This is a genomic window from Humibacter sp. (assembly GCF_035547335.1).
Taxonomy (GTDB): domain Bacteria; phylum Actinomycetota; class Actinomycetes; order Actinomycetales; family Microbacteriaceae; genus Humibacter.
Window position 1 is genome coordinate 29,364 of record NZ_DASZVF010000041.1, and the last position, 26,347, is coordinate 55,710.

Genomic DNA, 26,347 nt, shown 5'->3' on the forward strand with positions numbered 1-26,347 from the left:
GGAGAACCACATGAACAAGATCGACAACGTACCGACCCGTCGCCTGGCGAGCGGCGCCGTGATGCCCGGCATCGGCATGGGGACCTTCGGCTCCGATCACTACGCGGCCGACGAGGTGGCCGCTGCGGTTCGCGGCGCGATCCGTGCCGGATACCGGCTCATCGACTGCGCGTCGGTGTACGGGAACGAGGCCGAGGTCGGTGTGGTGCTCGAGGAGGCGATCACGGGCGGCGTACCTCGCGACGAACTGTTCGTCATGACGAAGGTGTGGAACAACGCGCACGAGCCGCGCGCGGCACGGGAGTCGGTTCTCCGGTCGCTTCGCGATCTGCGCCTCGACGTGCTCGACGCCGTCTTCGTGCACTGGCCGTTCCCGAACCACCACGCGCCGTTCGCCGATGCGGCCGACCGCGATCCGGCGGCGAGGCCGTACATCCACGAGGAGTACATGGCCCTGTGGCGCGAGCTGGAGAGCCTCGTCGACGAGGGCATCATCCGCCACCTCGGAACGTCCAACGTGACCATCCCCAAGCTGACCGCCATCCTTTCGGATGCCCGCATCGCCCCCGCGCTGAACGAGATGGAGCTGCATCCGTGCTTCCAGCAGCCGGAGCTGTTCCGGTTCTGCCTCGACCACGGCATCCAGCCGGTCGGGTACTCGCCGCTCGGGTCGCCGTCTCGTCCAGAGCGCGACCGCACGTCGGACGACGTCTCCGACATGGAGCATCCGGTCGTCGTCTCGATCGCTGAGGCGCACGGAGTGCATCCCGCGCTGATCTGCCTGAAGTGGGCGGTTCAGCGCGGTCAAATCCCGATTCCGTTCTCGGTCAAGGAGAGCCAGTACGTCGCCAATCTGCGCGCCGTCGTGGAGGATCCGCTGACCCCGGCGGAGCTCGAGGAACTGCGGTCGACCGAGCGGAACAACCGGCTCGTGAAAGGCCAGGTGTTCCTGTGGCCGGGCGCGGCGAGCTGGCTGGAGCTGTGGGATGTCGACGGCACGATCCCGGGCTGGGACGGCTACCTGGCCGACCGCGCAGCAGCCGACCGCGCAGCAGCCGACCGCACGGCAGTGGAGGTGAGCGCGTGATCACCGGACCCCTCGTCCACCCCGAGCTCCTCGAGGCCCTCGCCTCGTCCGGGCACGGCTCCGGCATCCTCATCGCCGACGGCAACTACCCGTACCTGACCGCGACTGCACCGGGGGCGCGCGTCATCCACCTCAACCTGCGCCCCGGCCTGCTCGATGTCACGACCGTGCTCGAGGCCGTGCTGACGACCGTGAACATCGAGGCGGCGACGCTCATGCAGACGCCGCCTGGCGTGCACGCGCCGGCGCAGGAGGAGTACGCGCGCATGCTCGGCCCGGATGTTCCGATCGAGCGCGTCGAGCGGTTCGCCTTCTACGACCGGGTGCGTTCGCCCGACACCGGGGTGGTCGTGGCCACCGGAGACGAACGGCTCTACGGCAACCTGCTGCTCACCATCGGACTGCGCTGAGCGCGGTCTACGTTGAGGTCGGTCTGCACTGGAGCGCGGCGGCTACTCGTCGAGCCGCACCACGGATGCGCCGGGGATGAGCTGCGCCGGCAGGTACTCGATCGTCGGTTCCGGTCGTTCCGGATGCGTCTCGATGTGGTCGGCAATGAGCCGGGCCGCGTGCGTGGCGATCCTCCTGGTCGGCTGAACGATGACGGTGAGCTTGGGCGCCAGCGCGTGGGCGAGCTCGCGGCCGTCGAATCCGACGACGGAGATGTCCTTTCCGATGCGCAGACCGGAGTCGTTCAGGGCGATCACGGTGCCGAGCGTCAGCTCGTAGTTCGTGGTGAAGATCGCGGTCGGCCGGGGGCGGAGCGCAAGCAGCTCCTGAGCGGCCTGGTGCCCCGCGTCGACGGTCAGCGGCACCAGCCGCTGCAGCGTCGGATCGACGTCCACGCCATCCGCTGACAGCGCCTGCTCGAAACCCTGATGGCGCAGCCGCATCGAGGAGATCGTGGGGTCGCCGCCGACCAGGCCGATGCGGCGGTGGCCGTGGTCGAGGAGGTGCTGCGCGCCCATCGCCCCGGCGGCCGCGTTGTCCAGGAAGACGCCGTCGGCCTGGATGTCGTCGACGTACCAGTCGACCATCACTACGGGAACCTGCTTGGCCGCCTCGCGCAGCGCGGGAACGTCGTGGGGTGCGGTGACCGCGACGATGCCGTCCACCATCCTGCTCATCAGCAGGTCGACGGTCTCATCGCGAGGATCAGGGCTGGCCGCCACGATGACGCTGATGCCGCGAGGCCGCAGCGCCTCCTCCACACCGGCGATGATCGTGAGGTGGAAGTCGTTGTCGAGCGCAGGCAGCAGCACCCCGACCGTGCGGGAGCGCCGCGAGCGCAGCGTGCGGGCGAACTGGTTCGGCCGGAAGTCCAGCTCACGAGCCGCTGACTCGATGGCCTCGCGATTCGCGTCGAGAACGTTGCGCCCATTGAAGTACTTCGAGATCGTGGCCAACGAGAGTCCGGTGGCCCGCTGGATGTCCTTGTAGGTCGCCATCGCCTCGTCTTTCCGCACTCCTGAGACCCGCACACCACGACGGCTACGATTCGTTCGGCCAGCATACCGAGGATCGGCTGAGAGCGAATCGTTTCGTGCGGGATGCCGCGGAGCCGGCGACGGCCGCTACCTGCCGACGTAGACGGGCGGGCGGCCCTCTGCCTCGGCCGCGCGTCCCTCGAGGAAGTCCTCCGTGCGGTACAGCGCGGCGTACTGCTCATCGAGCCTGGCGAACGCCGCAGCCTCGGAGTCGTCGATCGCGAGGTGCGCCGATTCGAGGGCCGTGCGGATGCCGAGCGGCCCGCAGGCCGCGATCCGCTCAGCCACCTCGATCCCTCGCGCGATGGCGGACTCGCGGTCGGCTTCGACGTACTGCACGAGGCCCATCGCCTTCGCGTCGTCGGCACCCCAGTGCTCGCCCGTCAGGATGTAGCGCATCGCCCGTGCCCACCCGGCCTCGCGCGGGAATCGGATGGTGCCGCCGCCGCCCGGAAAGCGCGCGTGAGTGGTCTCATCCTGCCCGAACTCCACGTCGCGACTGGCAACGCGGATGTCCGCGGTGAGGAACAGCTCGTGGCCCATGTTCCAGGTGTCGCCGTGTGCCACGAACACGAGGGGCTTGGTGAGGTGGCCGGTCTTGAAGAACGGGTCCTCCATCTTCTCTGTCAGCTCGAAGTTCTTGCCGGACTGCGCGAGCGCGTTGAAGGCATCCACATCGATGCCGCGCGACAGCGAACGGCCGTGGCCGTACACGACGGCTGCTCGCAGCTCCGGGTCGTTGTCGTAGTCGTAGTACGCCGAGGCCAGGCCGTAGTAGGCATCCGGATCGAAACGGTTGTCCCGCTCAGGCCTGTTGATGCCGATCAGCACCACGTTTCCGCGCCGCTCCACCGTGATCTTGTCCATCGCGCGCCTCCTCGCTCGTTGGTGTCAGTGTGACACGCGCGCTGAGGGGCCGACGTGGGCTCTCGACCAGGGCTCGTGGGGGTGATCGCGAGCGTCGCTCTGGCGCCCGAAAGCCCGCTCCAGCGCCATCGTTATGTTCGTCGCGCCGAGAAGGCGCCCCGAGCGCCTGGACACTGCGGCAGACTGGCGTCACCGCTGAACGCCCGCGAAGCGGCGAATCGAGAGCCGGCCGTGACACAGATGTCCTACTTCAGAACCCCGCATTCGTTCACCACGGATGTCGACATCTCTTCGATCGACTTCTGGCAGCAGGGTTTCCGCGCCCGTGACGAAGCATTCCACCGGCTCCGTCGGCAGGCGCCGATCAGTTGGCATCCACCGCTGCAGACGCCGGGGCTTCCCAAGCGCTTTCGAGAGGCCGGCTTCTGGGCGGCGGCCACGGCGGAGACGATCTCCTTCATCAGTCGGCATCCCCAGCTGTTCAGTTCCGAGATCGGCCAGGTGAGCGTGCGGCCCGCTCCCTTCCGGCTCGCCGCGAACATGCTCGTGACGGATCCGCCGCGCCACTCGGACTATCGGCACCTCGTCGGCAGCGCGTTCACTCCCCGCACCATCGCTCGTCTTCAGCGGGCCATCGACCATCGTGCGGTACAGATCGTGGGCCGGGCGGCCATGCAGGAGGAGTTCGACTTCGTCGACGCGATCGCCTCGAAGATGCCGCTGCACACGATCGCCGACCTGATCGGCGTCCCCGATTCCGAACACGAGCGATTCGTCGAGCTCGCGGGAAGCTACGTCCGCACCCGCATCTCCGCCGATCCGTCCGGCATATCCGTCACCGAATTCGTCGCCGCCCAGGGCGAATACCTACGAGACCTCTGCGATCGGCTCTGCCGGGAGCGCAGGCTCGAGTCGCACGACGACCTCATCACGGCGCTCGTTTATGGGCACATCGATGAGCGGCCGTTGAGCGACGACGAGATCTACTCCACGATGATCCTGCTCATCACGGCGGGGGATGACACGACAGTGCAGGCCACCACGCTGTCGTTCCTCGCGTTGCAGGGCTTTCCCGAACAGCGCGCGTGGCTGTCGGCCGACTTCGATGCCCGTTTCGACGTGGCGTTCGACGAGCTCATCCGTTATGGATCCCCGGTGCTCAGCTTTGCGAGAACGGCGACGGACGACATCGAACTCGACGGACAGCGGCTCGCGGCGGGCGACAAGGTCGCCCTCTTCTACTGCTCCGGCAACCGCGACGAGACGCTCTTCCCCGAACCTCACGACCTCGATCTCACGCGTCAGCCGAATCACCACATCGCCTTCGGCGGGGGTGGAGTGCACTACTGCCTCGGAGCCGCGCTCGCCCGGGCTCAGATCAAGGCTCTCCTTCAACAGCTGCTGCGCCGACTTCCCAACGTGGAGCTGAGCGAGCCGCAATTCGGATTCAACGAGGCGATCCATACCGTCGACAGCCTCGTGGTGCGCCCCATGCGCCGAACGGATGGCAGTTTCGCGCGTACCACCTGTCCGGGTGGCCTTTCGGCGTGACCGCCTGGGCGTCGCCTCAGGCGGCAGACTTCTTGGTTCGCGCCGTCGTTCGCGCCCGTGTCTCGGTGAGCAGCACGATGACGATCAGCACCAGCGTCATCCCCGCCGCCGCGTAGATCGCAGGAGCGGTCAGCGCGAGCGGGATGACGGCGGCCGGCAGGATGATCGCGGGAGCCGCCCACCGTACGACGTTGCGAGCATCCGTGCCGTACCGCGCCGAGATGATCGCGTTCGCCGTGTAGACGAGCGCTACGCCGGCGCCGAGGGATACGGCCGACGCGGGAGGCAGGGTCAGCATCGGCTCGCGGATGGCGACCGACAGCGCTCCTGCGAGCGCCATGATGCCGGCAACCAGCAGGAACGGCAGAAACGCGAAGGTATCGACGATGCCGCGCGAATCCTTCTCGGTAACGAGCTTCTCCAGGCCCGACCGCATCGCGTCGACCCCGTAGATGAAGAGGATCCACGCCAGCCCCGCCGTGATCACCAGACCCATTCCCGCAACCACCGCGGACAGCGGGTTGGGTTCATCGGACAGCGTCGTCACGATGGACAGCACGCACTCACCCAGGGTGATGATCACCAGCGTGCCGAACCGCTCGGCCAGATGGTCGACGTTGACGCTCCGGAACCGCTCGAGCATGCTCGGCGCCGTCACGACGAGCAGCACGATCTCGATGAGGATGGCCACCGCCCACAGCACGTAGTCGACGGGGGAGGGCAGGAACGCGGAGACCAGCCAGAGGATGGCGGTGCCGCCGTTGTAGGTGAGCAGCCGGATGCGCGCTGCCAGGCCGGTCGCCCAGCTGCGGCGCACCCACAGCGCCAGGAGCACGGCACGTACGGCGGCATTGCCGATGGCGAACAGCCACGCGAGCTCCCCGACCGCCTCGGGCGCGGCCACTGCGAGCACCCCGACGCCGGCCATCGCCGCCAGCACGAAGCCGGCCATCGCCCGCCGGGAGAGTCCCGTCTGGATGTTGGACGTGAACGTCAGGTTCACCCACGTCCACCACACCGAGGCGAACAGCGCCACGAAGATGCCGAGCTCGGTGAACGTGGCGTGCGTGCGCAGCCCCTCGGCGAGCTGCCCGATCAGCGCGACGAAGAGGAGATCGAAGAACAGCTCCATCCAGTTCGCCTGCGACGCCTCAGGGTCGTGGCGGTGGGGCTTCGGGTCGTGGGTCTCCACGGGGCCATCATGCCGGTAACAGCGGCCCGCCACTCCGTCACGATGATGATCCTTCCCGCCGACTTGAACATGTCCCAGGCGGGATAGCAGCTGTGATTCGGTGACCTTTCGATTTTCTGGCCGGACGGCGGCGTGCTGCGCAGCGGGAACTTCCGGCGCCGTCAGTTCGCGGTCGCTGCTGAGGCCTGTCGTGAGCGGGATCCGGAGTTTCCTCAGCTCACCATTCACGACCTTCGGCACACCGCCGCGAGCTTGGCGATCTCGGCCGGCGCGAACGTGAAAGCCGTGCAGCGGATGCTGGGACACGCGTCGGCGGCGATGACTCTTGATGTCCACCCTGACCTGTTCGATGACGACCTGGAATCAGTGGCTACCGCACTCGATGCCGGAGCAGCCGCTGCAGATGTGGGCAAAGTGTGGGCAAAGTAGTCATTCCCAGGATCGAAAGTGTCCTTGGAAACGAGAAAACCCCCGGTTGACCGGGGGCTTTTCTAGTGGCTCCGACCGGCATCGATCCGGTGACCTTTCGATTTTCAGTCGAACGCTCTACCAACTGAGCTACAGAGCCGAGGCATCCGGCACAAGGAAGGATGCCCACTGGAAAAGAAGCCCTCCATAAAGAAGGGCTTCTCCACCGCGACCCTGACGGGACTTGAACCCGCGACCTCCGCCGTGACAGGGCGGCACGCTAACCAACTGCGCTACAGGGCCTTGTGATTTTCAGTTATCAGTGTAGTCGAGCTCCGGACCGCGTTGCTCACCAGACTCAATCGGTCAGCCGGAAAGCAAGCCTTCCGTCCTCACCTCAATCGCCTGTGACCCCAACGGGATTCGAACCCGTGCTACCGCCGTGAAAGGGCGGCGTCCTAGGCCACTAAACGATGGGGCCGTCCGCGCTCACGGCGTTGACTACCGAGGGACAAGCTTAGAGGAGGCCTCCGCGATTGCCAAACCGAGAGGTACGGCGGGGACGCGATCGTGCGCCGGCGAGTCGTGCTTCGGCGCATAAGAATAGGAGATCTGCCGTGGCGCGCCGACTGTGGCCCATGAGCGCGGGCGTGTCGGCGCGATCCTCCGATTTTCGGATGTCCCGACCGCTGAGGAAGCGACTGGTCCAGGCAAGTAGAGACGTACCGAGGATGCGACTGCTGCGGAGCATCCGATCGGCTCAGGATGCGACGGGCTCGGACGACGGCAGGCAAACGGTCCTGTGCCCGTCGGTGTACGCGTCCTGAAGGTGGTTCTCGCCGCGCGCCCCGTGCCGGTAGGCGCTCGGGGACACCTGGCACGAGCGCGTGAAGTGGGCGTAGAAGCTGCTCTGCGAACCGAATCCGGCTGCGTGCGCGATCTCGCTCGTCGTCATACCTGTGGTGAGCAGCAGGCGTTGCGCTTCGGCCATGCGGCAACGGGTCAGGTACGCGCCGAGGGTCGTTCCGACGGTCTCGCGGAACAGCGTCATCGCGTAGTTCGGGTTGAGGTGAGTGGCCTTCGCGATGTCGGCCGGCGTGATGTCGGATCGGAAGTTCGCCACGGTGTACTGGGCCATCTCGACGATGTGCTGCATCCCGTCGTTGTTGGGATGGCTGGCGCGGGCTTCGGGCTGCGGCTCGTGGCCGTGCTCCAAGAAGTAGAACAAGAGGCGCTGCACGAGAGCTTGGATCTCGAGAAGCGCGCACTGCTCCGTCGCGCCGCCGGTCAGGTCCGTGACCCACGACGAGAACATGGGTTCGACTTCACGTCCGGTCGCCTCAACGGGCAGCACGATCGGCCTGCTCTTCAGCAGCTCCCGAAGGTGCTCGGCCGGCAAGCCCCAGCTGAACACCGTCGACAGCGGGATGTGCACCCAGTAGTTCTTGCCGGCTGGCGCCGTCTCGTCATCGATCAGGCGATGCGGCGTGGATGCCCAGAACAGCGCGATCTCGCCCGCCTCGACGAGCAGGCGGTCGCCGCCGAAGAGGTATTTCAGCCGACCTTGAACGACGTAGTTCAACTCGAGGTCGTCGTGGCGGTGCGACTGCGGCATCTGAGGGGCAGGTCCGCGGCGCGCCCAGATCGCGGGGTCTTCCACCACGACCTGTGAAGCGGGGGTAATCGGGCTGGGTCGTCTTTGGCGCATGTGCTCACGATAAGCGCACCTGAAGATCCTGGAAATGCTGCCTTGCGATCGAGAAGCCTCGTGCACTTGCGGCTTCCTACCGTACTGATATGCCTGAGAACGCAGCCAAGCCCAAGATCACCATCATCGGAGCCGGGGGCTTCGTCTTTCCGTTCCGCCTCATCGGCGACCTGATGAGCTTTCCCGCCCTGCGCGACGGCCGCCTCTGTCTCATGGACATCAACGCGGACCGCGTCTCGCGAGTGGCGGCTGCCGCACGTGAACTGGCGTCCCACCACGGGTTCGACATCCAGATCGATGAGACGACGGATCGACGCGAAGCACTGTCCGACGCCGACGTGGTCATCATCACGTTTCAGGTGGGCGGAATCGAGTCCTACCGGCACGACGTCGAGATCCCACGGCGATACGGCGTGGACCAGACCGTCGGCGACACGGTCGGCCCCGGCGGCGTGTTCCGGTTCCTCAGGTCCGTGGGTGCCTATGAGGCCATCGCGCGGGACGCGCTCGAGCTTTGCCCCAACGCCCAGTTCATCAACTATGCGAACCCGATGGCGATGGCGACTGCCTTCCTCAACGCCAAAGGCCTTCGCACGGTCGGACTGTGCCACAGCGTGCAGGGCACGACGCGGATGCTCGCCCGAACGCTCGGTGTTCCGTATGACGAAGTGAACTACGTCTCGGCAGGGATCAACCATCAGGCATGGATCCTCAAGTTCGAGCGCAACGGCGAGGATCTCTACCCCCGGCTGCGCGAGACCATGACCAGGCTCCACCTGCGAGGACGTGGAGCACAGGGATTGCTCACGGACGACGGAGACCACAGCGAGGCCGCCGAGGTGGCGAGCAATTACGAGGGCGGAAACGAACAGGTCCGCACCTCGATCATGGACACCTTCGGCTACTTCCAAACGGAGTCCAGCCATCACGCATCCGAGTACCTGCCCTACTTCCGCAAGAACCCGGATCTCGTCACCGACTTCATCCCTCAGCGATGGGACTACTTCGAGATCTGCTCCTCCCATGACGAGCAGGGCGACATCGACCAGCAGCTGCAGAAGCTGAAGGACGAGCTCGCGCCTTCGGTGGAGTACGGGGCGACCATCGTGAACTCGCTCGTCACGGGTGTGCCGAGCGTGATCTACGGGAACGTGCCCAACTCATCCCTCATCACCAATCTTCCGGATGACGCGTGCGTCGAGGTGCCCTGCCTTGTCGACAAGAACGGTGTGCAGCCCACATCGGTCGGGGATCTGCCTCCTCAGCTCGCCGCCGTCAACCGCACGAACATCGGCGTGCAGACGCTTGCGGTGCGGGCTGCGCTCGTGGGCGACCGCGAGAACGTGTACCACGCCGTCGCCCTCGACCCTCTGACAGCGGCCCTCCTCACGCTCGACGAGATCCACGCCATGACGGACGAGTTGCTCCTCGCTCACGCCGACCTGCTCCCCGAGGCGCTGCGACTGTCGGCGGAGGACGCGCGACGCGTCGAGACTGCGGCCTGACAGCCGAGCGATCCCCAGCCCGGCGTCAACGCAGCAGCACCCCCAGGGCGGATCGCACCCCCCCAATGTGTCATCGATGAACAAAGGAGTTTGCTATGCCATCACCATTCGCGCCCAACGACGACAGGATGATCTCACGGCGCACAGCGCTGCGGTACGCCGCAACGGCTATCGGCGGGATGGCTCTCGTCCCCGCGTTGGCCTCATGCTCCTCGACCGGCACCTCGTCGGGTTCGAGCAGTGTCGGTCCTGACACGAAGGCCGACCTCGTGATGACGACCTGGAACATCCCGGCCGACCTCGTGGCGTACAAGAAGTTCGCGGCCGCGTACAAGAAGACGCACCCGGGCGTGAACATCAAGGTGCAGGTCACACCCAACGGCGACTTCAACCAGTACCTGAGCACGCAACTCGCGGGTGGCAACGCGCCCGACATCATCCGCAACACCTGGCAGCAGATCGGACGATGGGCGAAGAACGGCGGATTCATCCCGCTCGACGACTACCTGAAGAAGGACTACGGCAAGGGCTTCGGCGAGACGTTCTGGAGCGCTGCGCAGCTGAACGGGAAAGTGCACGGCATCCCTCAGCACACCGACACGTTCGGCACGTACTACCGCACCGAGATCATGCAGACGGTCGGGGCGAAGATCCCGGACAGCCTGGATGCGGCGTGGAGCTGGGACGAGTTCCTCGACGTCGCTCGAGAGGTCAAGAAGGCGACGGGAAAGGCCGCTGTCGCGTACGGCTTCGAGGGCGTCAACACCGCGTATCGCTGGCTCCCGTTCCTCTACATGCACGGCGGAAAGCTGATGGAGGACGATGGCAAGACTCCCGCGATCGACTCCACTGAGGGCATCGAGGCGATCGCCTGGTTCCAGCAGCTGTATACAGAGGGCCTGATCCCGAAGTCGAACACGATCAAAGGGTCCACGACAGCCGCGGTCGAGAACACCTTCACCAGCGGACAGGTCGGACTGATGCTCTTCGGCGACTGGATCATGGCCGAGATCGGCAAGGGGCTTCCGCAGGAGAAGTGGAACATCACCTACATGCCGAAGGATGTCTCGGCCGCTTCCGACCTCGGCGGAAACCTGCTGTCGGTCTCTCGCAACTCCAAGAATCCCGCCGTCGCGGCTGACTTCATCCAGTTCGTCTGCGACCAGGCGAACATGAAGTACTTCTGTGAGACCGACCTCTTCCTCCCGGTGAGAACGTCGCTCATGGACGAGCAGCTCGAGTTCGCCTCCAACTCGGAGCAGATGTCGCTGTTCAGCAAGCAGGCGAAGACCGTTCCCTCTGCGATGGCCAAGGTGGAGACGTCACCGAACTTCGCATCCATCAACCAGGTGCTCGCCGACCAGCTCGACCTGTGCTTCATCGGCAGCCAGACGCCGAAGGAGACGGCGAAGAACATCTCAGACGGAATCAAGAGCGCGGCGTGATGACGAGCGCACTCACGCCTCAGGCGGGTGAGGCTCGAGCGGGCCGCAGCAAGGCGGTCGCACCGCTGAGCGGTCGCAGTCGCAGGAGACGCCAGGCTCGGTTCGCGCCCTGGGCGTTCATCAGCCCGAGCCTCATCCTGTTCGCGTTGTTCGCCTTCGCGCCGATCATTGCCGCAGTGATCCTGAGTTTTCAGGACGTGCAGCTCTTCGGCGACGGAACGTGGGTCGGCACCCAGAACTACCAGACGATGTTCACCACGCCGTTGTTCTGGACGAGCGTGTGGAACACGGTCATCTTCACCGTCGGCACAGTGCCCACCAGCACCGCCATCGGTCTGCTGCTCGCCGTGATGCTGAACCGGAAGCTGCCGGGAAGAGGCATCATCCGGAGCCTGTACTTCCTGCCCATGGTCGTCTCCGGCGTGGCCGTCTCGCTCGTCATGGTCTGGATGTTCAACAGCGACAACGGCATCGTGGACGCCTTCCTCCAGGTGGTCGGCCTTCCGCGGATCGACTGGCTGAGCTCGCCCAGCTGGGCCATGCTGACCGTGATCCTCGCCGTGGTGTGGGGACGCATCGGCTTCTGCATGGTCACGTACCTGGCCGCGCTTCAGGGGATCAACCCGTCGCTACTGGAGGCCGCGCAGATCGACGGCGCCGGCACGTGGCGACGCTTCACCTCGATCACCTGGCCTCTTCTGAACCCGACCACGTACATGCTCGTCGTGCTCAACATCGTGTTCTCGCTGCAGGCCTTCGACGTGATCTACGTCATGACCGGCGGAGGCCCAGGCTTCTCGACTACGGTGCTCATCCAGTACATCTTCCGATCCGCATTCACCGACGGACGGATGGGATACGCCTCGGCCGTCGGCGTGTTCCTCGTGGTCGCGCTTCTCGTGCTCACGCTGTTGCGCAATCGGCTGTCGAGGCGAACGGAGGAACTGTGATGACCGCGTACACAGCGCAGAAGACGATCCCGACGAGGGGCGGCACGCGGCCGGCACGCCCAGGCAACACGCGCCGTGCCGTCGGGAAGTGGGTGGTCTGGGCGCTGCTCGTGATCGGGGCCCTCGTGATGTTCTTCCCGGTCTACTGGGTGTTCGTCACGGCCATCAGCCCCGGAGGACTGGCAGAGGGATCGGGTTTCGCGCTCTGGCCGTCCCGCGTCGACCTCAGCGTCTTCGCCCGTGTCTTCCAGAGTCAGCCCATCGGACTCTGGATGCTGAACTCCACCATCACGTCGGTAGCGAGCGTCGTCCTGTCGGTGGCAATCAGCCTCCTCGCCGGATACGCGTTCGCGAAGTACCGGTTCCGTGGCAGGAACGCCATCTTCGCGCTCATGCTCCTGACGATCATGGTGCCGATCCAGGTGATCGTCGTTCCGGAATTCGTGATCATCTCGAAGCTCGGGCTCGTCAACTCCTACTGGTCCGTGATCCTGCCGAGTGCTGCGCAGGGCATCTGCATCTTCATCGCCCGCCAGTTCCTCATCGCCGTCCCCGACGAGCTGATCGAGGCGGCCAGGGTGGACGGGGCGAGCGAGTTCCGCATCTTCCTCCGCGTCGTTCTGCCGATGAGCGGACCGCTCATCGCGGTGCTCACGATCCTCACGTTCGTCTGGCGCTGGAATGACTTCATCTGGCCTCTTGTCGCTCTGCAGACGCCGGATAAGTTCACGATGTCCGTCGGATTGAACTCCCTGAATGGCGCGTACTCGCATCCGTGGGATCAGATCATGGCCGTCACACTGCTCTCGATGATCCCGGTCATCATCGTGTTCCTGATCTTCCAGCGGCAGTTCGTGCAGGGGATCGCGGAGTCCGGGCTGAAGTAGCTCGCGCATTCCGGGACCGGACGCGACGGGTGCACCGGCTCGAAAATCGGAGATCCGCTGCGCCGCGCCGGATGCCTCCCGCACGGCTCGGCGCGTCGGCACGGTTCTCCGATCTTCGAGCCGGCCGCCCCACGCGGCCCCAGCCGAATCCCGCAACCCTCGCGGAATGACCCGGGCGGCGGCCCCGGCCCGGGTTACAGTCGCACCGAGTACCCGCCGGCGGCGACCCCGCGCCCGCATACGAGGACGAGAGCATGACGCGAGACGAACGTACGCCACGACGCGTGCGCATCCGGCGAGCGGCGGGGCGAATCAACGTTCCGATCGCGGTCCGCGCCCTCGTCGCGATCGTGGGTCTCGTGCTGGTCGGCGGCATCGCGGCTCCCGCGTACGCCGATGACTACCCGAGCTGGCAGGACGTGCAGAACGCCAAGGCCAACCAGGCGGCGGCGCAGGCCGAGGTGACGAAGATCCAGGGCCTCATCGCGAACCTGCAGACGCAGGTGCAGCAGACGCAGGCCGCCTCGGTGAAGGCCGGCGACGAGCTCAGCGAGGCGCAGCAGAAGTTCGACCTCGCCGACGTGAAGGCGCAGGGGCTGCAGGCGCAGGCATCCGGTCTGCAGAAGAAGGCGGATGACGCCACCACCCAGGCCGGCCGGCTCGCGGCCGAGCTGTACCGCTCCGGCGGCGGCAACCTCACGGCCAACCTCTTCCTCGGCGGAAGCAAGAGCGCCAAGGATGCCGACAAGCTGCTCGACCACCTCGGATCCGCTTCGAAGCTGGTCGAAAACACGAGCGGCATCTACCAGCAGGCGGAGCAGGCGCGCAACACGGCCAAGTCCATGAGCGACCAGGCGAACGCCGCCCGCACGGAACGCGAGCAGCTGCGCGCCGACGCGGATGCCGCCCTGAAGAAGGCGGTCGCGGCGGCGCAGGCTGCGCAGGATGCGTTGGCGGCTCAGCAGGCGCAGTCCGTCGTCTTGGAGGCACAGCTCGCCGCGCTGCAGGACACCACGGCGAAGACGGTCGCCGGGTACGAACAGGGCGTCGCGGCCCGTGCCGCGGCAGCCGCGGCTGCCCACACCGGCGCGGGCCTCCCGGGTGGATACGTCGGCCCGCAGGGCTGGGCGGTGCCCGCCTATGGACCCATCACCGACGGTTTCGGCTCGCGTGTGGCGCCCTGCTCCGGGTGCAGCAGCTACCACGAAGGCGCCGACATCGGGGCCGGATGCCGCTCCACCATCTACGCCGCGCACGACGGAACCGTGACGTTCACCGGCCCGTATGGGGGGTACGGAAACCTGGTGATGCTCGACAACGGGGGTGGCATTTCGACGCGATACGGACATATCGTGAGTGGTGGCATCCTGGTCGGCATCGGCCAGCATGTGGGTGCAGGGGAGCCGATTGCCTTGGTCGGCTCGACCGGAGAATCCACGGGATGCCACTTGCACTTCGAGGTGCGGACCGGTGGAAGCGCCATCGATCCCATCTCATTCATGGCCGCTCGGGGAGCACCGCTCGGCTGAAGATCGCGGGGGGCGATATGGCAACCGAATCGCCGAACGAGTCTGCGCGCGCAGACAGGCTGAGACACGAGAACGACATCCTGCAGGCCGAACGGCGGCAGCGTGAGCGGGCGTCCGTGTGGGGTCCGGCCGGACATCCGGTGACGGATGCCGAGCGCGACGGCAAGCGCAAGCGCACCACGAACCGCACGTCATCCCTCGTGCCGCTGTCGATGAGTGCCGCGGTCGTCGGCGTGATGACGGGTGCGATCGGCATCGCCGTGCCGCCGGCGCACGCGGATGACTACCCCAGCGCCAACGACGTGCAGCAGGCGAAGCAGAACGTCGCCGACCAGCAGGCGCTCGTCGACAAGATCACCGGTCTCATCGGCGACCTGCAGAAGCAGGCGGATGGCGCGCGCATCGCCGCGGACAAGGCCGCAGAGGCCTACCTCATCACCAAGGGCAAGCTCGACGACGCGACGGCCAAGGCCGAGCAGCTTCAGGCCAAAGCGAAGGCCGCCGCGAAGACGGCGAAGACGTCCGCGATGCGCGCAGGTCTGCTCGCATCCCACCTGGCCAAGACCGGTGGAGACTCGTCGGTGAACCTGCTGCTCAGCGGCGGCGACGCCGACGCGTCGAGTCAGTTGCTCTACCAGCTGGGAACCATGAGCCAGCTCACCGAGCAGACCAGCACCATCTACCGGCAGGCCGTGACCGACAAGAACACGGCGTCATCGCTGGCCGACCAGGCCACCGCCGCCGAGAAGACCAGGAAAGACCTGGCGGATGCCGCCGAGGCCGCCCTGCAGAAGGCGAAGGATGCCGCATCCGCCGCGCAGGCCGCGCTCGCCGACCAGCAGACGAAGCAGACGGAACTCGTGTCGCAGCTCGCGACGCTGCAGAACACGTCGGTGCAGGTGGCGCAGCAGTATGCCGAAGGTGTGCGAGTGAAGGCCGCGCAGACCGTTACCGCCCCGCCTTCGCAGGGAAGCTCGGGCGGATCGGGCGGAACCTCCGGCGGCGGTCAGGCCGGTGGGTCGCCGGGTGGCGGCTCGCCCGGCGGCGGGTCGCAGGGCGGCGGGTCGCCGTCCGGTGGGGGCTCGACCGCGCCCTCCGGTGGGGGTGGCGGTGGTGTCGGCGCTCCGAACAGCAGCGCTGTCGAAACGGCGATCTCATATGCGTACGCCCACATCGGTGCGCCGTACGACCTCGGTGCTGCCGGACCCGTGTACTACGACTGCTCGGGACTCGTCATGGCCGCCTACGGCGCCGCGGGGATCTACGTCGGTACGCACAGCGTGTCGAGCCAGTTCTACACAGCCCAGGCCCGGGGCCAGGTGGTGCCGCTCAGCCAGCGCCAGCGCGGCGACATCATCTTCTGGTACGACGACGGCTTCTACCACGACGCCATCTACCTCGGGAACAACCAGATCATCGCGGCACGCGACTACGGCGAGCCGCTCGCCGTGCAGTCGCTGTGGGGGTCTCCATACCCCTACGTCGCGCGTCCCACCGCCTGAGTGCTCGCGTCGTGGGGCGAGCCGCTGCGCCGGACTTTTGTGGAATCGCCGTACGGAAATCGCGATTTCCGTACGGCATATCGTCGAAGTTGCGGTCTGCGGTGAACGGGGCCGCGGCGACCTCAGCTGATGGTGTGCGGCGAGCGGGCGGCAGGGCCGCGCCGTATTCAGGATGAGAGTCCTCTCGGCTGCGATATGCGGGTGAGAACCGCGTGATCCTGAAAACCGCGGCAAGTGTGCGGCTAGTGGGCGCAGCAGATACCGGGGTAGCGGGTGCGGCAGGTGCCGGGGGAGCGGGTGCGCCAGGTGCCGGGGGAGCGGGCGCAGCAGCTATCGCGGCAGAGCGGCGACGACGGACCGGGTCACCGCGGCGATGAGGTCGTCGTCGGAGGCGGCATCCGGAGCGTTTCTCGTCGTATAGATCGCGAGCACGATCGGCTTGCCGCCCGGCGGATACAGGACCGCGACATCGTTGCGTGAGCCGTAGCCTCCGTTCCCCGTCTTGTCGGCAACGCGCCACGTCGACGGCACGCCCGCGGGGATGTACGACGCTCCCGTCGTGTTGCCGAGCATGGTCTGCAACAGGAACTGCCGTCGCTGCGCGGGGAGCGTCCGGCCGAGTAGGAGCGCTTTCAGGTCCGTGGCCACCTGCTGCGGGGTGGACGTATCGCGCGGGTCGCCGGGAACCGCGGAGTTCAGGTCGGGCTCCGTGCGGTCGAGGTTCGTGACCTCGTCACCCCATGAGCGCACTGCCGCCTGCGCTCCGGACGGACCGCCGAGTCTCTCGTACAGCAGGTTCGCGGCTGTGTTGTCGCTGTACTGCAGCGCCGCCCCGATCAGGTCGCTCAGCGACATGCCGCTCTCGACGTGCTGCGATGTGATCGGAGAGTACGACTGCAGATCGGCGGATGTGTACCGCACGATCCCGGCAAGCTCCGCGTCGGTCGCATGCTGAAGCACAGCCGAGGCGGTGAGCATCTTGCTCGTCGAATCCAGGGCGAACCGCTCGCGCTGCCGGTACCCGTACGTCGCTCCGGTGCTGGTGTCGATCACCTGCACACCCACGCGCGCGGCGTACTGCGTCTCCAGCGCCGCAAGGGCCGCGTTCACGGCGTCATCGTCGACGTGCGCCGTCGAGCTGTGCGGGGCGGATGCCGACGCCGTGGCCGACCCGGATGCCGACGCGACGTGTGCAGGCTGCGCTGCCGCGCATCCGGTCAGCAACGCGAGCAGCGCAATGCCGGTCGCGGCCATCGCCGCCGACCGCCGACGGCGCGACGGCGACGGAGCGGACGGTCCCGCACCATGTGGGACGCGCGCCAAGGGCCGGCCCAAACCGAGGCGACGGTGCAGACCGAGCCGGAAGCCCAGGTCGATCAGTGGCCCTGCTCGGCGAGCCGGGCGACGGCCTCCTGCACCAGCTTGTCGGCGTCGGCGGCGGAGCCCCAGGCATCCACCTTCACCCACTTGCCGGGCTCGAGGTCCTTGTAGTGCTCGAAGAAGTGCTGGATCTCCTTCTTCGTGTACTCCGGAATGTCGTCCACGTCCTGGATGTGCGTCCAGCGCGGGTCCTTGTACTGCACCGCGATGACCTTGTCGTCGCCGCCGGCCTCGTCGCTCATGTGGAGCACTCCGACCGGACGCACCTTCACGCCCACGCCGGGGAACAGCGGGTAGTCGAGCAGCACGAGCACGTCGAGCGGGTCGCCATCCTCACCGAGCGTGTTCTCGAAGAAGCCGTAGTCGGTGGGGTATCCGAAGCCGGTGAACAGAACCCGGTCGAGGTAGACGCGACCGCTCTCGTGGTCGACCTCGTACTTGTTCCGGCTGCCGCGCGGGATCTCGATGATGGCGTCGTAGTCGGCCATGGTGCTCCATTCGTGGGGATGCCTATGGATGCCCGCCGCGGCCGTCCGCATGCGTCGCCGCCGCTGACGAGCGCCTTCCAATCTACCGTCGGCCCGATCGTGCTCCACCGCCGAGATCCACCACCACCGGACTCCTCCGTCGTCGCGATCCTCGGCCGACCCTCCACCTGCACGCGCGCACGGCCTAGCGTTGACCCGTGACCGATGCCGAGCGCCGCCCGCGCCTCACCCCGCCGATCGCCGACGTGCGCCGAGCCGTGCGCGACACGCTCGCCGCGGCCGGCCTCGGCGAGGGCGACCGCGTGCTCGTGGGGCTCTCGGGTGGGGCGGACTCGCTCGCGCTCGCGGCCGCAGCGGCGTTCGAGGGGCCGAGGGCCGGCATCCAGGTCGGTGCCGTCATCGTCGACCACGGGCTGCAGGATGCCTCCGCCGAGATCGCGGACCGCGCACGCGAGCAGGCGGTCGCGCTCGGCCTGGACCCGGTCGTGGTGAAGCGCGTCGAGGTGGCGACGGCCGACGCGGGCGGCCCAGAGAACGCTGCACGCGAGGCACGCAGGACCGCGTTCGTGGAGGCGCTGGTCGAGGCTAAGGCGTCGCATGTGCTGCTCGCGCACACCCTCGACGACCAGGCCGAGACCGTGCTGCTCGGACTTGCGCGGGGATCGGGCGCGGCGAGCCTGCAGGGCATGGCGCAGGCATCCGGAAGCACGCTGCGGCCGCTGCTGGGCATCCGTAGGGCGACGACGAGGCAGGCGTGTCTCGACGCGGGCCTGACGCCATGGGACGATCCGCACAATCTCGACCCCTCTTATACGCGCGTGCGTGTGAGGCTCGAGGTGCTGCCCGTGCTCGAACGAGAACTGGGCCCGGGCGTCGCCGAGGCACTCGCGCGCACGGCCGAGCAGCTGCGTGAGGACGCCCAGGCGTTCGACGAGATGATCGAGGAGGTCATCGAGGACATCTGCGAGCCCGCCGAGGCGGGCATCGCCGTGTCGGTCGGCGCGCTCGAGGCGAACCCGCCCGCGCTGCGCAACCGCATCATCCGGTTCGTCGTCTTCAGCGAGTTCGGGGTCGCGCTCGAGCGCGTGCACGTCGTCGCCGTCGCGCGCCTCGTCACCGACTGGCACGGGCAGAAGCCGCTCGACCTGCCCTGCGGCATCCGCGCGGCGCGTGCCGGCGGACGCATCGTGTTCTCCACGACGGGATCCACCACGGTGCTCCCGCACGACCACTGAAGTGGAGCGCGGCGACGGGGAAGAGTCGGCGAGGAGGCACTGGGGCGGAAAAACCGACGCGCAGGCACCGACGCAAGAGCCGACGAGGAGGCACTCCGGACGATGCACTAGTGCGGAAAAACTGACCCGGCGGCACCAACCCCCGCCGGGATGCGTCGCTCCCGACCGCCATAGGATTGAAGGCATGCTGCCAGAAGACATCGAGGGCGACCTCACGAGGGTTCTCGTCACCGAGGAGCAGATCCACCAGCGGCTCGACGAGATGGCCGCCCAGATCGATGCCGACTACGCGGGCAAGGACGTGCTGCTCGTCGGCGTGCTCAAGGGCGCCGTGATGGTGATGGCCGATCTGGCTCGCGCGTTGACGATCCCGATCAACATGGACTGGATGGCGGTGAGCTCGTATGGCGCGAGCACGAAGTCCAGCGGTGTGGTGCGCATCCTGAAAGACCTCGACTCGGCGCTCGCCGACCGTCACGTGCTCATCGTCGAGGACATCATCGACTCCGGCGTCACGCTGTCGTGGCTGCGGGAGAACCTCATCTCCAGGGGACCGGCATCCGTGGAGATCTGCGCGCTGCTGCGCAAGCCGGATGCCGCCAAGGTCGCCGTCGACGTCAAGTACGTAGGCTTCGACATCCCGAACGACTTCGTGGTGGGGTACGGGCTCGACTTCGCCGAGCGCTATCGCAACCTGCGCTCGGTGGGAATCCTCGCTCCGCACGTGTACGAATAGGCGCTCGAACGGGGGGCGCGTTGACAGCACGCCGTCGGCGAACATGCAGATGCCCCTCAGTGCCGTGGCGGTAGCCTGACAGCACCATGAACCTCAAAAAGATCTTCCGTGGCCCCATCCTGTGGATCGTGCTTGCGGTCGTCATCGTGTGGATCGGCTCCAGCCTGATCACGATGTCGGGCTTCAAGGAGGTCAGCACCGAGCACGGTCTTGAGCTCCTCAAGGACGGCAAGGCCACTCAGGCGACGATCGTCGACAACGACCAGCGGGTCGACCTGACCCTGGCCAAGGCCGACGGCAACAACGGCACCTCGGTGCAGTTCTACTACGTCGAGCCGCGTGGGGCCGACGTGGTGAAGGCGGTGACGGATGCCGACCTGTCGAAGGGCTACAACGACCAGGTTCCGCAGCCCAGCTGGTGGCTGTCCGCGCTGAGCATCCTGCTCCCCGTCGTGCTGATCGGCGCGTTCTTCTGGCTGATGCTCTCCGGTATGCAGGGCGGCGGCAACAAGGTCATGCAGTTCGGCAAGTCGCGAGCGAAACTGGTCTCGAAGGAGAGCCCGAAGGTCACGTTCGACGACGTCGCAGGCAGCGACGAGGCCATCGAAGAGCTGCAGGAGATCAAGGACTTCCTCAAGGAGCCGGCGAAGTTCCAGGCGGTCGGCGCTCGCATCCCGAAGGGCGTGCTGCTGTACGGCCCTCCCGGCACGGGCAAGACCCTGCTGGCGCGAGCCGTCGCCGGCGAGGCGGGCGTTCCGTTCTACTCGATCTCGGGTTCCGACTTCGTCGAGATGTTCGTGGGTGTCGGCGCCAGCCGCGTGCGCGACCTGTTCGACCAGGCCAAGCAGAACGCGCCGGCCATCATCTTCGTCGACGAGATCGACGCCGTCGGCCGCCACCGCGGTGCCGGTCTCGGCGGCGGTCACGACGAGCGCGAGCAGACCCTGAACCAGCTCCTGGTGGAGATGGACGGCTTCGACGTCAAGACCAACGTCATCCTCATCGCGGCGACGAACCGTCCCGACATCCTCGACCCCGCGCTGCTGCGCCCCGGACGCTTCGATCGTCAGATCGGCGTGGATGCGCCCGACCTGCAGGGCCGCAAGAAGATCCTCGAGGTGCACGGACGCGGCAAGCCGCTGGCGGCAGGCGTCGACCTCGAGGTCGTCGCCCGCAAGACGCCCGGCTTCACGGGTGCCGACCTGGCGAACGTGCTCAACGAGGCCGCGCTGCTCACCGCACGCTCGAACGCCCAGCTGATCGACAACCGCGCGCTCGACGAGGCCATCGACCGCGTGATCGCCGGCCCGCAGCGCCGCACGCGCGTGATGAAGGACCAGGAGAAGCTCATCACGGCCTACCACGAGGGCGGCCACGCCCTCGCGGCCGCCGCGATGCGCCACACCGACCCCGTGACGAAGATCACGATCCTGCCGCGCGGTCGCGCCCTCGGTTACACGATGGTGCTGCCCCTGGAGGACAAGTACTCCGTGACGCGCAACGAGCTGCTCGACCAGCTCGCGTACGCCATGGGCGGCCGCGTCGCCGAGGAGGTCGTCTTCAAGGACCCGACAACGGGCGCCTCGAACGACATCGAGAAGGCCACCGGCATCGCCCGCAAGATGGTCACCGAGTACGGCATGAGCTCCGACATCGGTTCGGTCAAGCTCGGCCAGTCCTCCGGCGAGATGTTCCTCGGTCGCGACATGGGTCACCAGCGCGACTACTCGGAGCGCATCGCGGAGCGCGTGGATGCCGAGGTGCGGGCGCTGATCGAGAAGGCGCACGACGAGGCGTGGCAGGTCGTCAACGACAACCGCGACATCCTCGACCGCCTGGCGCGCGAGCTGCTCGAGAAGGAGACGCTCGACCACAACCAGATCGCGGAGATCTTCAAGGACGTCAAGAAGCTGCCGGAGCGCCCCGAGTGGGTGTCGGCCGAGAACCGGGTGTCTCCCGGCATCCCGCCGATCGCGTTCCCGGAGCCGGAGACCGCGCCGATCGACCCGGGCATCGTGGACGGCGACGTCGACTCCGACCCCAATCCCAGCAAGCCGAAGCGCTCGCGACAGATCAAGCCGCGTCCCGCGACGGCGTAGCCTCGGAGAGCCGCGGATGCAGGCGGACGAGTCCCTGCATCCGCGGCCTTCGTCCCCATCGCATCGTGAGATTCCCGGCGTCGTGCTGAGCAGGCGATGGGGCGGAGCCAGGCACGAACGGAGAGGCGCGAACTGATGGCCATCGACCGCGGACGCATCGAAGCGGCGGTCGCCGAACTGCTGGCGGCTATCGGCGAAGACGTCACGCGGTCGGGCCTGCAACAGACGCCGGCTCGTGTCGCCGAGTCGTACGAGGAGTTCTTCGGCGGACTCGCCCTCGACGCAGCTGAGCCTCTCCGCGAGAGCGTGCCGCTCGGCGAGAGCGAGGCCGAGACGGTGCTGCTGCGCGATGTGCACTTCCGCTCCATGTGCGAGCACCACCTGCTGCCGTTCCTGGGCGTCGCACATCTGGCGTACCTGCCGCGCGATCGCGTCGTCGGACTCGGACGCCTCGCCAAGGTCGTGGAGATCCTGGCCGCGCGGCCCCAGCTGCAGGAACGCCTCACGGAGGAGATCGCCGACACGATCGTCGACGCCCTCGATCCCCGAGGCGTGCTCGTCGTGCTGGATGCGCAGCACGCGTGCGTGACGACACGCGGCGCGCACCAGACGGATGCCTCCACCGTCACGATCGCGAGTCGCGGCGAGCTAGGCGACCCGGTGGCGCGCGCCGAGCTGATCACGCTGATCGGCCGGGGAGTCGCGTGACGCGCATCATGGGCGTGCTCAACGTCACGCCGGACTCGTTCAGCGACGGCGGTCGCTGGGCGTCGACGGATGCCGCCATCGCGCACGGCCTCGAGCTGGCGCAGCAGGGCGCAGACATCGTCGACGTCGGCGGGGAGTCGACGCGCCCGGGCGCCGAGCGGGTTCCCGTACCGGCCGAGCTGGGGCGCGTGCTGCCGGTCGTGCGCGAGCTCGCTGCCGCAGGCATCCGGGTGAGCATCGACACGATGAACAGCGAGACGGCCGCGGCGGCCCTCGACGCGGGCGCGCAGATCGTGAACGACGTGTCTGGCGGCCTGGCCGACCCCGCCATGGGGCCTCTCGTCGCCGAGCGCGACGTGGACTACGTGGCGATGCACTGGCGCGGGCACAGCCGCACGATGAACGACCTCGCCCGCTACACGGACGCCGCCCGCGAGATCCGCGAAGAGCTGTTCCGGAGAGTCGACGAGCTGGAACGTCAGGGCGTCGCACGGCGGCGCATCATCGTCGACCCCGGCCTCGGATTCGCCAAGAACTCGGAGCACAACTGGGACGTGCTGCGGCACCTGCGCGAGTTCGAGTCGGCCGGACTGCCTATGCTGCTCGGCGCATCCCGCAAGCGGTTCCTCGCCGACCTGATGTGGGTCGGCGCCACGCCGCAGGACCGCGACCTGCCCAGCGCCGTGATCGCGGCGCTCGCGGCCAGGGACGGGGTCTGGGGCGTTCGCGTGCACGACGTCGTCTCCACGAGGATCGCGCTCGATGTGGTCCGTTCCTGGAGCGGCTCCGGCGATGACGACAGGATGGAACCATGAGCGGCGACCGCATCACCCTGACCGGCATCCGGGTGCGCGCGCACCACGGCGTCTTCGACTTCGAGCGCGAGGACGGGCAGGACTTCGTGATCGACGTGGTGGCGTGGCTCGACCTGGCGCCGGCGGCGAACGGTGACGAGCTGGGCGCGACCGTGCACTACGGGGAGCTCGCGGAGGCGGTGGCACAGGCCGTGGCGTCCGATCCGGTCGACCTCATCGAGACGGTCGCCGAGCGCGTGGCACGCGTGGTGCTGGCGTTCCCCGTCGAGCGCACCGAGGTGACCGTGCACAAGCCGCAGGCGCCCATCGCGGTGCCGTTCGGTGACGTCGCGGTCACCGTCGTGCGCGATCGGGCGTGGGCAGCGGAGGTGGTGTCGTGATCGTGAAGCCGCAGCGACTGCGACCCATGAAGCCTGCCGTGGTGGCGTTCGGCAGCAACCTCGGCGACCGGGAGGCGACCATCAGGGCTGCACTCGACGACCTCGCGAGCACACCCGAGGTGCGAGTGGATGCCGTCTCGCCCCTCATCGAGACGGCGGCGCTCCGGCTGGACGGCGTCGACGAGGATGCCCCTCGCTACCTCAACGGTGTCGCCCTCGTCTCGACGGCGCTCGACCCGCACGCGCTCCTGGACGAGCTGCAGCGCATCGAGGATGCCAACGGCCGCGTGCGCCTCGAGCGCTGGGGCGATCGCACACTCGACCTCGACCTCATCGCCATGGGCGACCGGCGCATCGAGGATGACCGGCTGACACTGCCGCATCCGCGAGCAGCGGAGCGGGGGTTCGTGCTCGCGCCGTGGCTGGACGTCGACCCGGATGCGGAGCTGCCGGGGCTGGGACGCGTGGATGCGCTGCTGGCGGGCTTGCGGGCATCCGATGCGGCGGCGACCGGCGAGGGAGGACGCTCGTGAGGCGCACCGGACCCGCCGTGCTGATCTCGCTCGGCGTCGTGGGCGTCGTGATCGGATACCTGCTCGAGCTCGCCCTCGTCGCGGCCGGATCGCCCATGCTCATCCCGCCGATCTCGCTGTCGATCACGCTCGTCGCGATCGGCATCATCGTGGTGCTGCTGGCGATCCCGATCAGGCGGGCCGTGCGCAGCAAGGTGAAGGTGCACGTCGATCCGTTCCGCGCCATGCGCATCGCGGTGCTCGCCAAGGCGTGCAGCCTGGCGGGCGGGCTGCTCACCGGAACCGGCATCGGGGTGGTCATCTACGTGCTGACGCGGCCGGTGCCCGCGCCCTCCGCGTCGGTGTGGCTGAGCGTCGCGGCGGCCGTGAGCGCCGTCATCCTGCTCGTCGGCGGCCTCATCGCCGAGTACTTCTGCACGCTCCCGCCGCCCAAGGACGAGGAGACCGAGCGTTCCGAGCACGCGCCGGCGCACTGAGCCGGACGTCGAGCGCCAGCGGTGAGGCAGACTGGAGTCATGGCTGTCGATCTGCAGGAGCTGCGCCGGCTGCGCATGGCCCGCGACCGGATGGATCGCGAGTACGCGCAGCCGCTGGATGTGCCCGCGCTCGCCGCGACGGCCCTCATGTCCGCCGCGCACTTCAGCAGGCGGTTCCGCGAGGAGTACTCCGAGACGCCGTACTCCTACCTCATGACGCGGCGCATCGAGCGCGCGAAGGCGCTGCTGCGGCGCGGCGACCTGAGCGTGACGGATGTCTGCTTCGCGGTCGGATGTACCAGCCTCGGCTCGTTCTCTTCCCGCTTCACCGAACTCGTGGGCGTGACGCCGTCCGCCTACCGCGCCAACAGCCACGAGGTGCTCGACTCGTTCGCCTCCTGCCAGGCCATGCTGCTCACCCGGCCTCGCCGCAGCGAGGGGCGAGCGCATCTGGAGGAGCGGCTCGTCACGTCATCCTCGTGACCGCGTCGCGGGCTCGGGCACGACGAACCGCGGCGCGGCGGCAGCCGCCGGAAGCGAGCAGTTTCGGAGAAGCCCGGGCTCCGGTGCCCGCCTAGCGTTGAGGTCATGACAGTAGCCATCAGCGGCGTGCACGTGCTGGTCGACGACCCGCAGGCAGCCCTTTCCTTCTACCGCGACATCCTCGGCCTCACCGTGAAGAACGAGGTCTCCAACGGCGGATTCACCTGGATCACGCTCACCACTCCCAGCCAGCCCGAGATCGAGATCGTGCTGGAGCAGCCGCACGCCGGCCGGTCGCAGGAGAACGGCGACGCGGTCGCCGCGCTCCTGGCCAAGGGCGAGCTGCAGATGCTGCAGCTGCGCACGGACGACCTCGGTGCGACGTTCGAGAAGCTGGCTGCGGCATCCGGTGTCGAGGTGGTGCAGGAGCCGACCGACCAGTTCTGGGGTGTTCGGGATGCCGCGGTGCGCGACCCCAGCGGCAACCTGATCAGGATCGCGCAGGCCTGACGCCTTCGGGCACGCTCGGCGAGTTCGTTGCGCGAGCTCGGCGCGTGCTTCGTGCGCGGGCACCCTGCGCCGCCCCTGTGCCAGCGTCCTGAGCGAGCTCCCCGTGCGAGCCGACGAGTCGATGTGCGCCCGACACCGGGCTGTTCGGCTCACTCGGTCCCCCGGGGAGCTCGGTCGCGTTCCAGGGAGCCGAGCGGTGCTGGGCGGACGACCGCGGCGGGCGAGGGATGCCGGACTGTGAGCACGACGTCTCGCCGTGTGCCTTTCCATGCAGGCAGCGTCAGTACCATGGAGGGCACGATCCGCCGGTCAAGCGGTCGAACCGAGGAGCACAGTGTCGCAACGACTGGACGTCGCCGCGCTCGACGACACGACGCCATGGCGCC

At 67.7% G+C, this 26,347-nt stretch carries 25 protein-coding genes, 3 tRNA genes and 1 pseudogene; 20 read left to right on the forward strand and 9 right to left on the reverse strand.

Features of this window, described 5'->3' with window-relative positions:
• Positions 1-10: 10 nt before the first annotated feature.
• Positions 11-1,087 (forward strand): aldo/keto reductase, encoded by a 1,077-nt coding sequence (locus VHB92_RS08735; RefSeq protein WP_325453365.1) that lies wholly within the window; start codon positions 11-13, stop codon positions 1,085-1,087.
• Positions 1,084-1,497, forward strand: a complete 414-nt coding sequence (locus tag VHB92_RS08740; RefSeq protein WP_325453366.1) for an RbsD/FucU family protein — start codon at positions 1,084-1,086, stop codon at positions 1,495-1,497. Before VHB92_RS08735 ends, VHB92_RS08740 begins: the two co-directional genes overlap by 4 nt.
• 42 nt (positions 1,498-1,539) lie before the next feature.
• On the opposite strand, the gene VHB92_RS08745 is transcribed toward VHB92_RS08740, so the two are convergent.
• The gene (locus VHB92_RS08745) at positions 1,540-2,535 is read right to left on the reverse strand and encodes a LacI family DNA-binding transcriptional regulator (protein WP_325453367.1); all 996 of its coding nucleotides are present in this window, start codon (positions 2,533-2,535) and stop codon (positions 1,540-1,542) included.
• Between the two features lie 126 nt (positions 2,536-2,661).
• Positions 2,662-3,441, reverse strand: coding sequence for an enoyl-CoA hydratase-related protein (locus tag VHB92_RS08750; protein ID WP_325453368.1), 780 nt, complete (start codon positions 3,439-3,441; stop codon positions 2,662-2,664).
• A gap of 240 nt (positions 3,442-3,681) precedes the next feature.
• Here VHB92_RS08750 and VHB92_RS08755 point away from each other — a divergent pair, with 240 nt between their 5' ends.
• On the forward strand, positions 3,682-4,992 hold the full coding sequence (locus VHB92_RS08755; protein WP_325453388.1) for a cytochrome P450: 1,311 nt from the start codon (positions 3,682-3,684) through the stop codon (positions 4,990-4,992).
• A 16-nt stretch (positions 4,993-5,008) separates the two neighbouring features.
• On the opposite strand, the gene VHB92_RS08760 is transcribed toward VHB92_RS08755, so the two are convergent.
• Positions 5,009-6,184 (reverse strand): low temperature requirement protein A, encoded by a 1,176-nt coding sequence (locus VHB92_RS08760; protein WP_325453369.1) that lies wholly within the window; start codon positions 6,182-6,184, stop codon positions 5,009-5,011.
• A 126-nt stretch (positions 6,185-6,310) separates the two neighbouring features.
• Here VHB92_RS08760 and VHB92_RS08765 point away from each other — a divergent pair.
• A pseudogene (locus VHB92_RS08765) lies at positions 6,311-6,613 on the forward strand (tyrosine-type recombinase/integrase); the annotation flags it as partial.
• Positions 6,614-6,679: 66 nt separating this feature from the next.
• Here VHB92_RS08765 and VHB92_RS08770 read toward each other — a convergent pair.
• The 4 genes from VHB92_RS08770 to VHB92_RS08785 form a co-directional block, all read right to left on the reverse strand.
• Positions 6,680-6,752, reverse strand: a tRNA-Phe gene (locus tag VHB92_RS08770).
• Between the two features lie 69 nt (positions 6,753-6,821).
• Positions 6,822-6,895: transfer RNA gene (locus VHB92_RS08775), tRNA-Asp, on the reverse strand.
• A gap of 105 nt (positions 6,896-7,000) precedes the next feature.
• A tRNA-Glu gene (locus tag VHB92_RS08780) sits at positions 7,001-7,073 on the reverse strand.
• A gap of 279 nt (positions 7,074-7,352) precedes the next feature.
• A complete protein-coding gene (locus tag VHB92_RS08785; RefSeq protein WP_325453370.1) occupies positions 7,353-8,300 on the reverse strand; it encodes a helix-turn-helix domain-containing protein in 948 nt (315 codons plus the stop codon).
• 89 nt (positions 8,301-8,389) lie between these two features.
• Between VHB92_RS08785 and VHB92_RS08790 the strand changes: the two genes are divergently transcribed.
• The 6 genes from VHB92_RS08790 (at position 8,390) to VHB92_RS08815 (ending at position 16,118) form a co-directional block, all read left to right on the forward strand.
• Entirely contained in the window at positions 8,390-9,805 is a 1,416-nt protein-coding gene (locus VHB92_RS08790; RefSeq protein ID WP_325453371.1) for an alpha-glucosidase/alpha-galactosidase, read from the forward strand.
• Between the two features lie 95 nt (positions 9,806-9,900).
• The gene (locus tag VHB92_RS08795) at positions 9,901-11,250 is read left to right on the forward strand and encodes a sugar ABC transporter substrate-binding protein (protein WP_325453372.1); all 1,350 of its coding nucleotides are present in this window, start codon (positions 9,901-9,903) and stop codon (positions 11,248-11,250) included.
• Positions 11,250-12,200, forward strand: a complete 951-nt coding sequence (locus VHB92_RS08800) for a sugar ABC transporter permease (protein ID WP_325453373.1) — start codon at positions 11,250-11,252, stop codon at positions 12,198-12,200. Before VHB92_RS08795 ends, VHB92_RS08800 begins: the two co-directional genes overlap by 1 nt.
• A complete protein-coding gene (locus tag VHB92_RS08805) occupies positions 12,200-13,087 on the forward strand; it encodes a carbohydrate ABC transporter permease (RefSeq protein WP_325453374.1) in 888 nt (295 codons plus the stop codon). Before VHB92_RS08800 ends, VHB92_RS08805 begins: the two co-directional genes overlap by 1 nt.
• A 254-nt stretch (positions 13,088-13,341) precedes the next feature.
• Positions 13,342-14,616: a M23 family metallopeptidase gene (locus VHB92_RS08810; protein ID WP_325453375.1), complete on the forward strand. Its 1,275-nt coding sequence runs from the start codon at positions 13,342-13,344 to the stop codon at positions 14,614-14,616.
• A gap of 17 nt (positions 14,617-14,633) precedes the next feature.
• Positions 14,634-16,118 carry a C40 family peptidase gene (locus tag VHB92_RS08815; RefSeq protein ID WP_325453376.1) on the forward strand — a complete coding sequence of 495 codons (1,485 nt, stop codon included), beginning with the start codon at positions 14,634-14,636 and terminating at the stop codon, positions 16,116-16,118.
• 330 nt (positions 16,119-16,448) lie between these two features.
• On the opposite strand, the gene bla is transcribed toward VHB92_RS08815, so the two are convergent.
• Both bla and ppa read right to left on the reverse strand, forming a co-directional pair.
• Positions 16,449-17,372: a class A beta-lactamase gene (gene bla / locus VHB92_RS08820; RefSeq protein WP_325453377.1), complete on the reverse strand. Its 924-nt coding sequence runs from the start codon at positions 17,370-17,372 to the stop codon at positions 16,449-16,451.
• A 122-nt stretch (positions 17,373-17,494) separates the two neighbouring features.
• Positions 17,495-17,986: an inorganic diphosphatase gene (ppa, locus tag VHB92_RS08825; protein ID WP_325453378.1), complete on the reverse strand. Its 492-nt coding sequence runs from the start codon at positions 17,984-17,986 to the stop codon at positions 17,495-17,497.
• Positions 17,987-18,183: 197 nt separating this feature from the next.
• On the opposite strand from ppa, the gene tilS reads away from it, so the two are divergent.
• The 10 genes from tilS (at position 18,184) to VHB92_RS08875 (ending at position 25,961) form a co-directional block, all read left to right on the forward strand.
• Entirely contained in the window at positions 18,184-19,221 is a 1,038-nt protein-coding gene (gene tilS, locus VHB92_RS08830; RefSeq protein WP_325453379.1) for a tRNA lysidine(34) synthetase TilS, read from the forward strand.
• Positions 19,222-19,405: 184 nt separating this feature from the next.
• Entirely contained in the window at positions 19,406-19,957 is a 552-nt protein-coding gene (hpt, locus tag VHB92_RS08835; RefSeq protein ID WP_325453380.1) for a hypoxanthine phosphoribosyltransferase, read from the forward strand.
• Positions 19,958-20,043: 86 nt separating this feature from the next.
• Entirely contained in the window at positions 20,044-22,056 is a 2,013-nt protein-coding gene (gene ftsH, locus VHB92_RS08840; protein ID WP_325453381.1) for an ATP-dependent zinc metalloprotease FtsH, read from the forward strand.
• Positions 22,057-22,191: 135 nt separating this feature from the next.
• Positions 22,192-22,764: a GTP cyclohydrolase I FolE gene (gene folE, locus VHB92_RS08845; protein WP_325453382.1), complete on the forward strand. Its 573-nt coding sequence runs from the start codon at positions 22,192-22,194 to the stop codon at positions 22,762-22,764.
• A complete protein-coding gene (folP, locus tag VHB92_RS08850; RefSeq protein ID WP_325453383.1) occupies positions 22,761-23,579 on the forward strand; it encodes a dihydropteroate synthase in 819 nt (272 codons plus the stop codon). Before folE ends, folP begins: the two co-directional genes overlap by 4 nt.
• Positions 23,576-23,959, forward strand: coding sequence for a dihydroneopterin aldolase (gene folB, locus VHB92_RS08855; protein ID WP_325453384.1), 384 nt, complete (start codon positions 23,576-23,578; stop codon positions 23,957-23,959). The genes folP and folB overlap by 4 nt, the downstream gene beginning before the upstream one ends.
• Before the next feature lie 26 nt (positions 23,960-23,985).
• Complete coding sequence (gene folK / locus VHB92_RS08860) at positions 23,986-24,492, forward strand: 2-amino-4-hydroxy-6-hydroxymethyldihydropteridine diphosphokinase (protein ID WP_325453389.1); 507 nt, start codon at positions 23,986-23,988, stop codon at positions 24,490-24,492.
• Positions 24,489-24,968 (forward strand): DUF3180 domain-containing protein, encoded by a 480-nt coding sequence (locus VHB92_RS08865; RefSeq protein ID WP_325453385.1) that lies wholly within the window; start codon positions 24,489-24,491, stop codon positions 24,966-24,968. Before folK ends, VHB92_RS08865 begins: the two co-directional genes overlap by 4 nt.
• Positions 24,969-25,007: 39 nt before the next feature.
• On the forward strand, positions 25,008-25,451 hold the full coding sequence (locus VHB92_RS08870; protein ID WP_325453386.1) for a helix-turn-helix transcriptional regulator: 444 nt from the start codon (positions 25,008-25,010) through the stop codon (positions 25,449-25,451).
• Between the two features lie 105 nt (positions 25,452-25,556).
• Positions 25,557-25,961 (forward strand): VOC family protein, encoded by a 405-nt coding sequence (locus VHB92_RS08875; RefSeq protein ID WP_325453387.1) that lies wholly within the window; start codon positions 25,557-25,559, stop codon positions 25,959-25,961.
• Positions 25,962-26,347 lie beyond the last annotated feature (386 nt).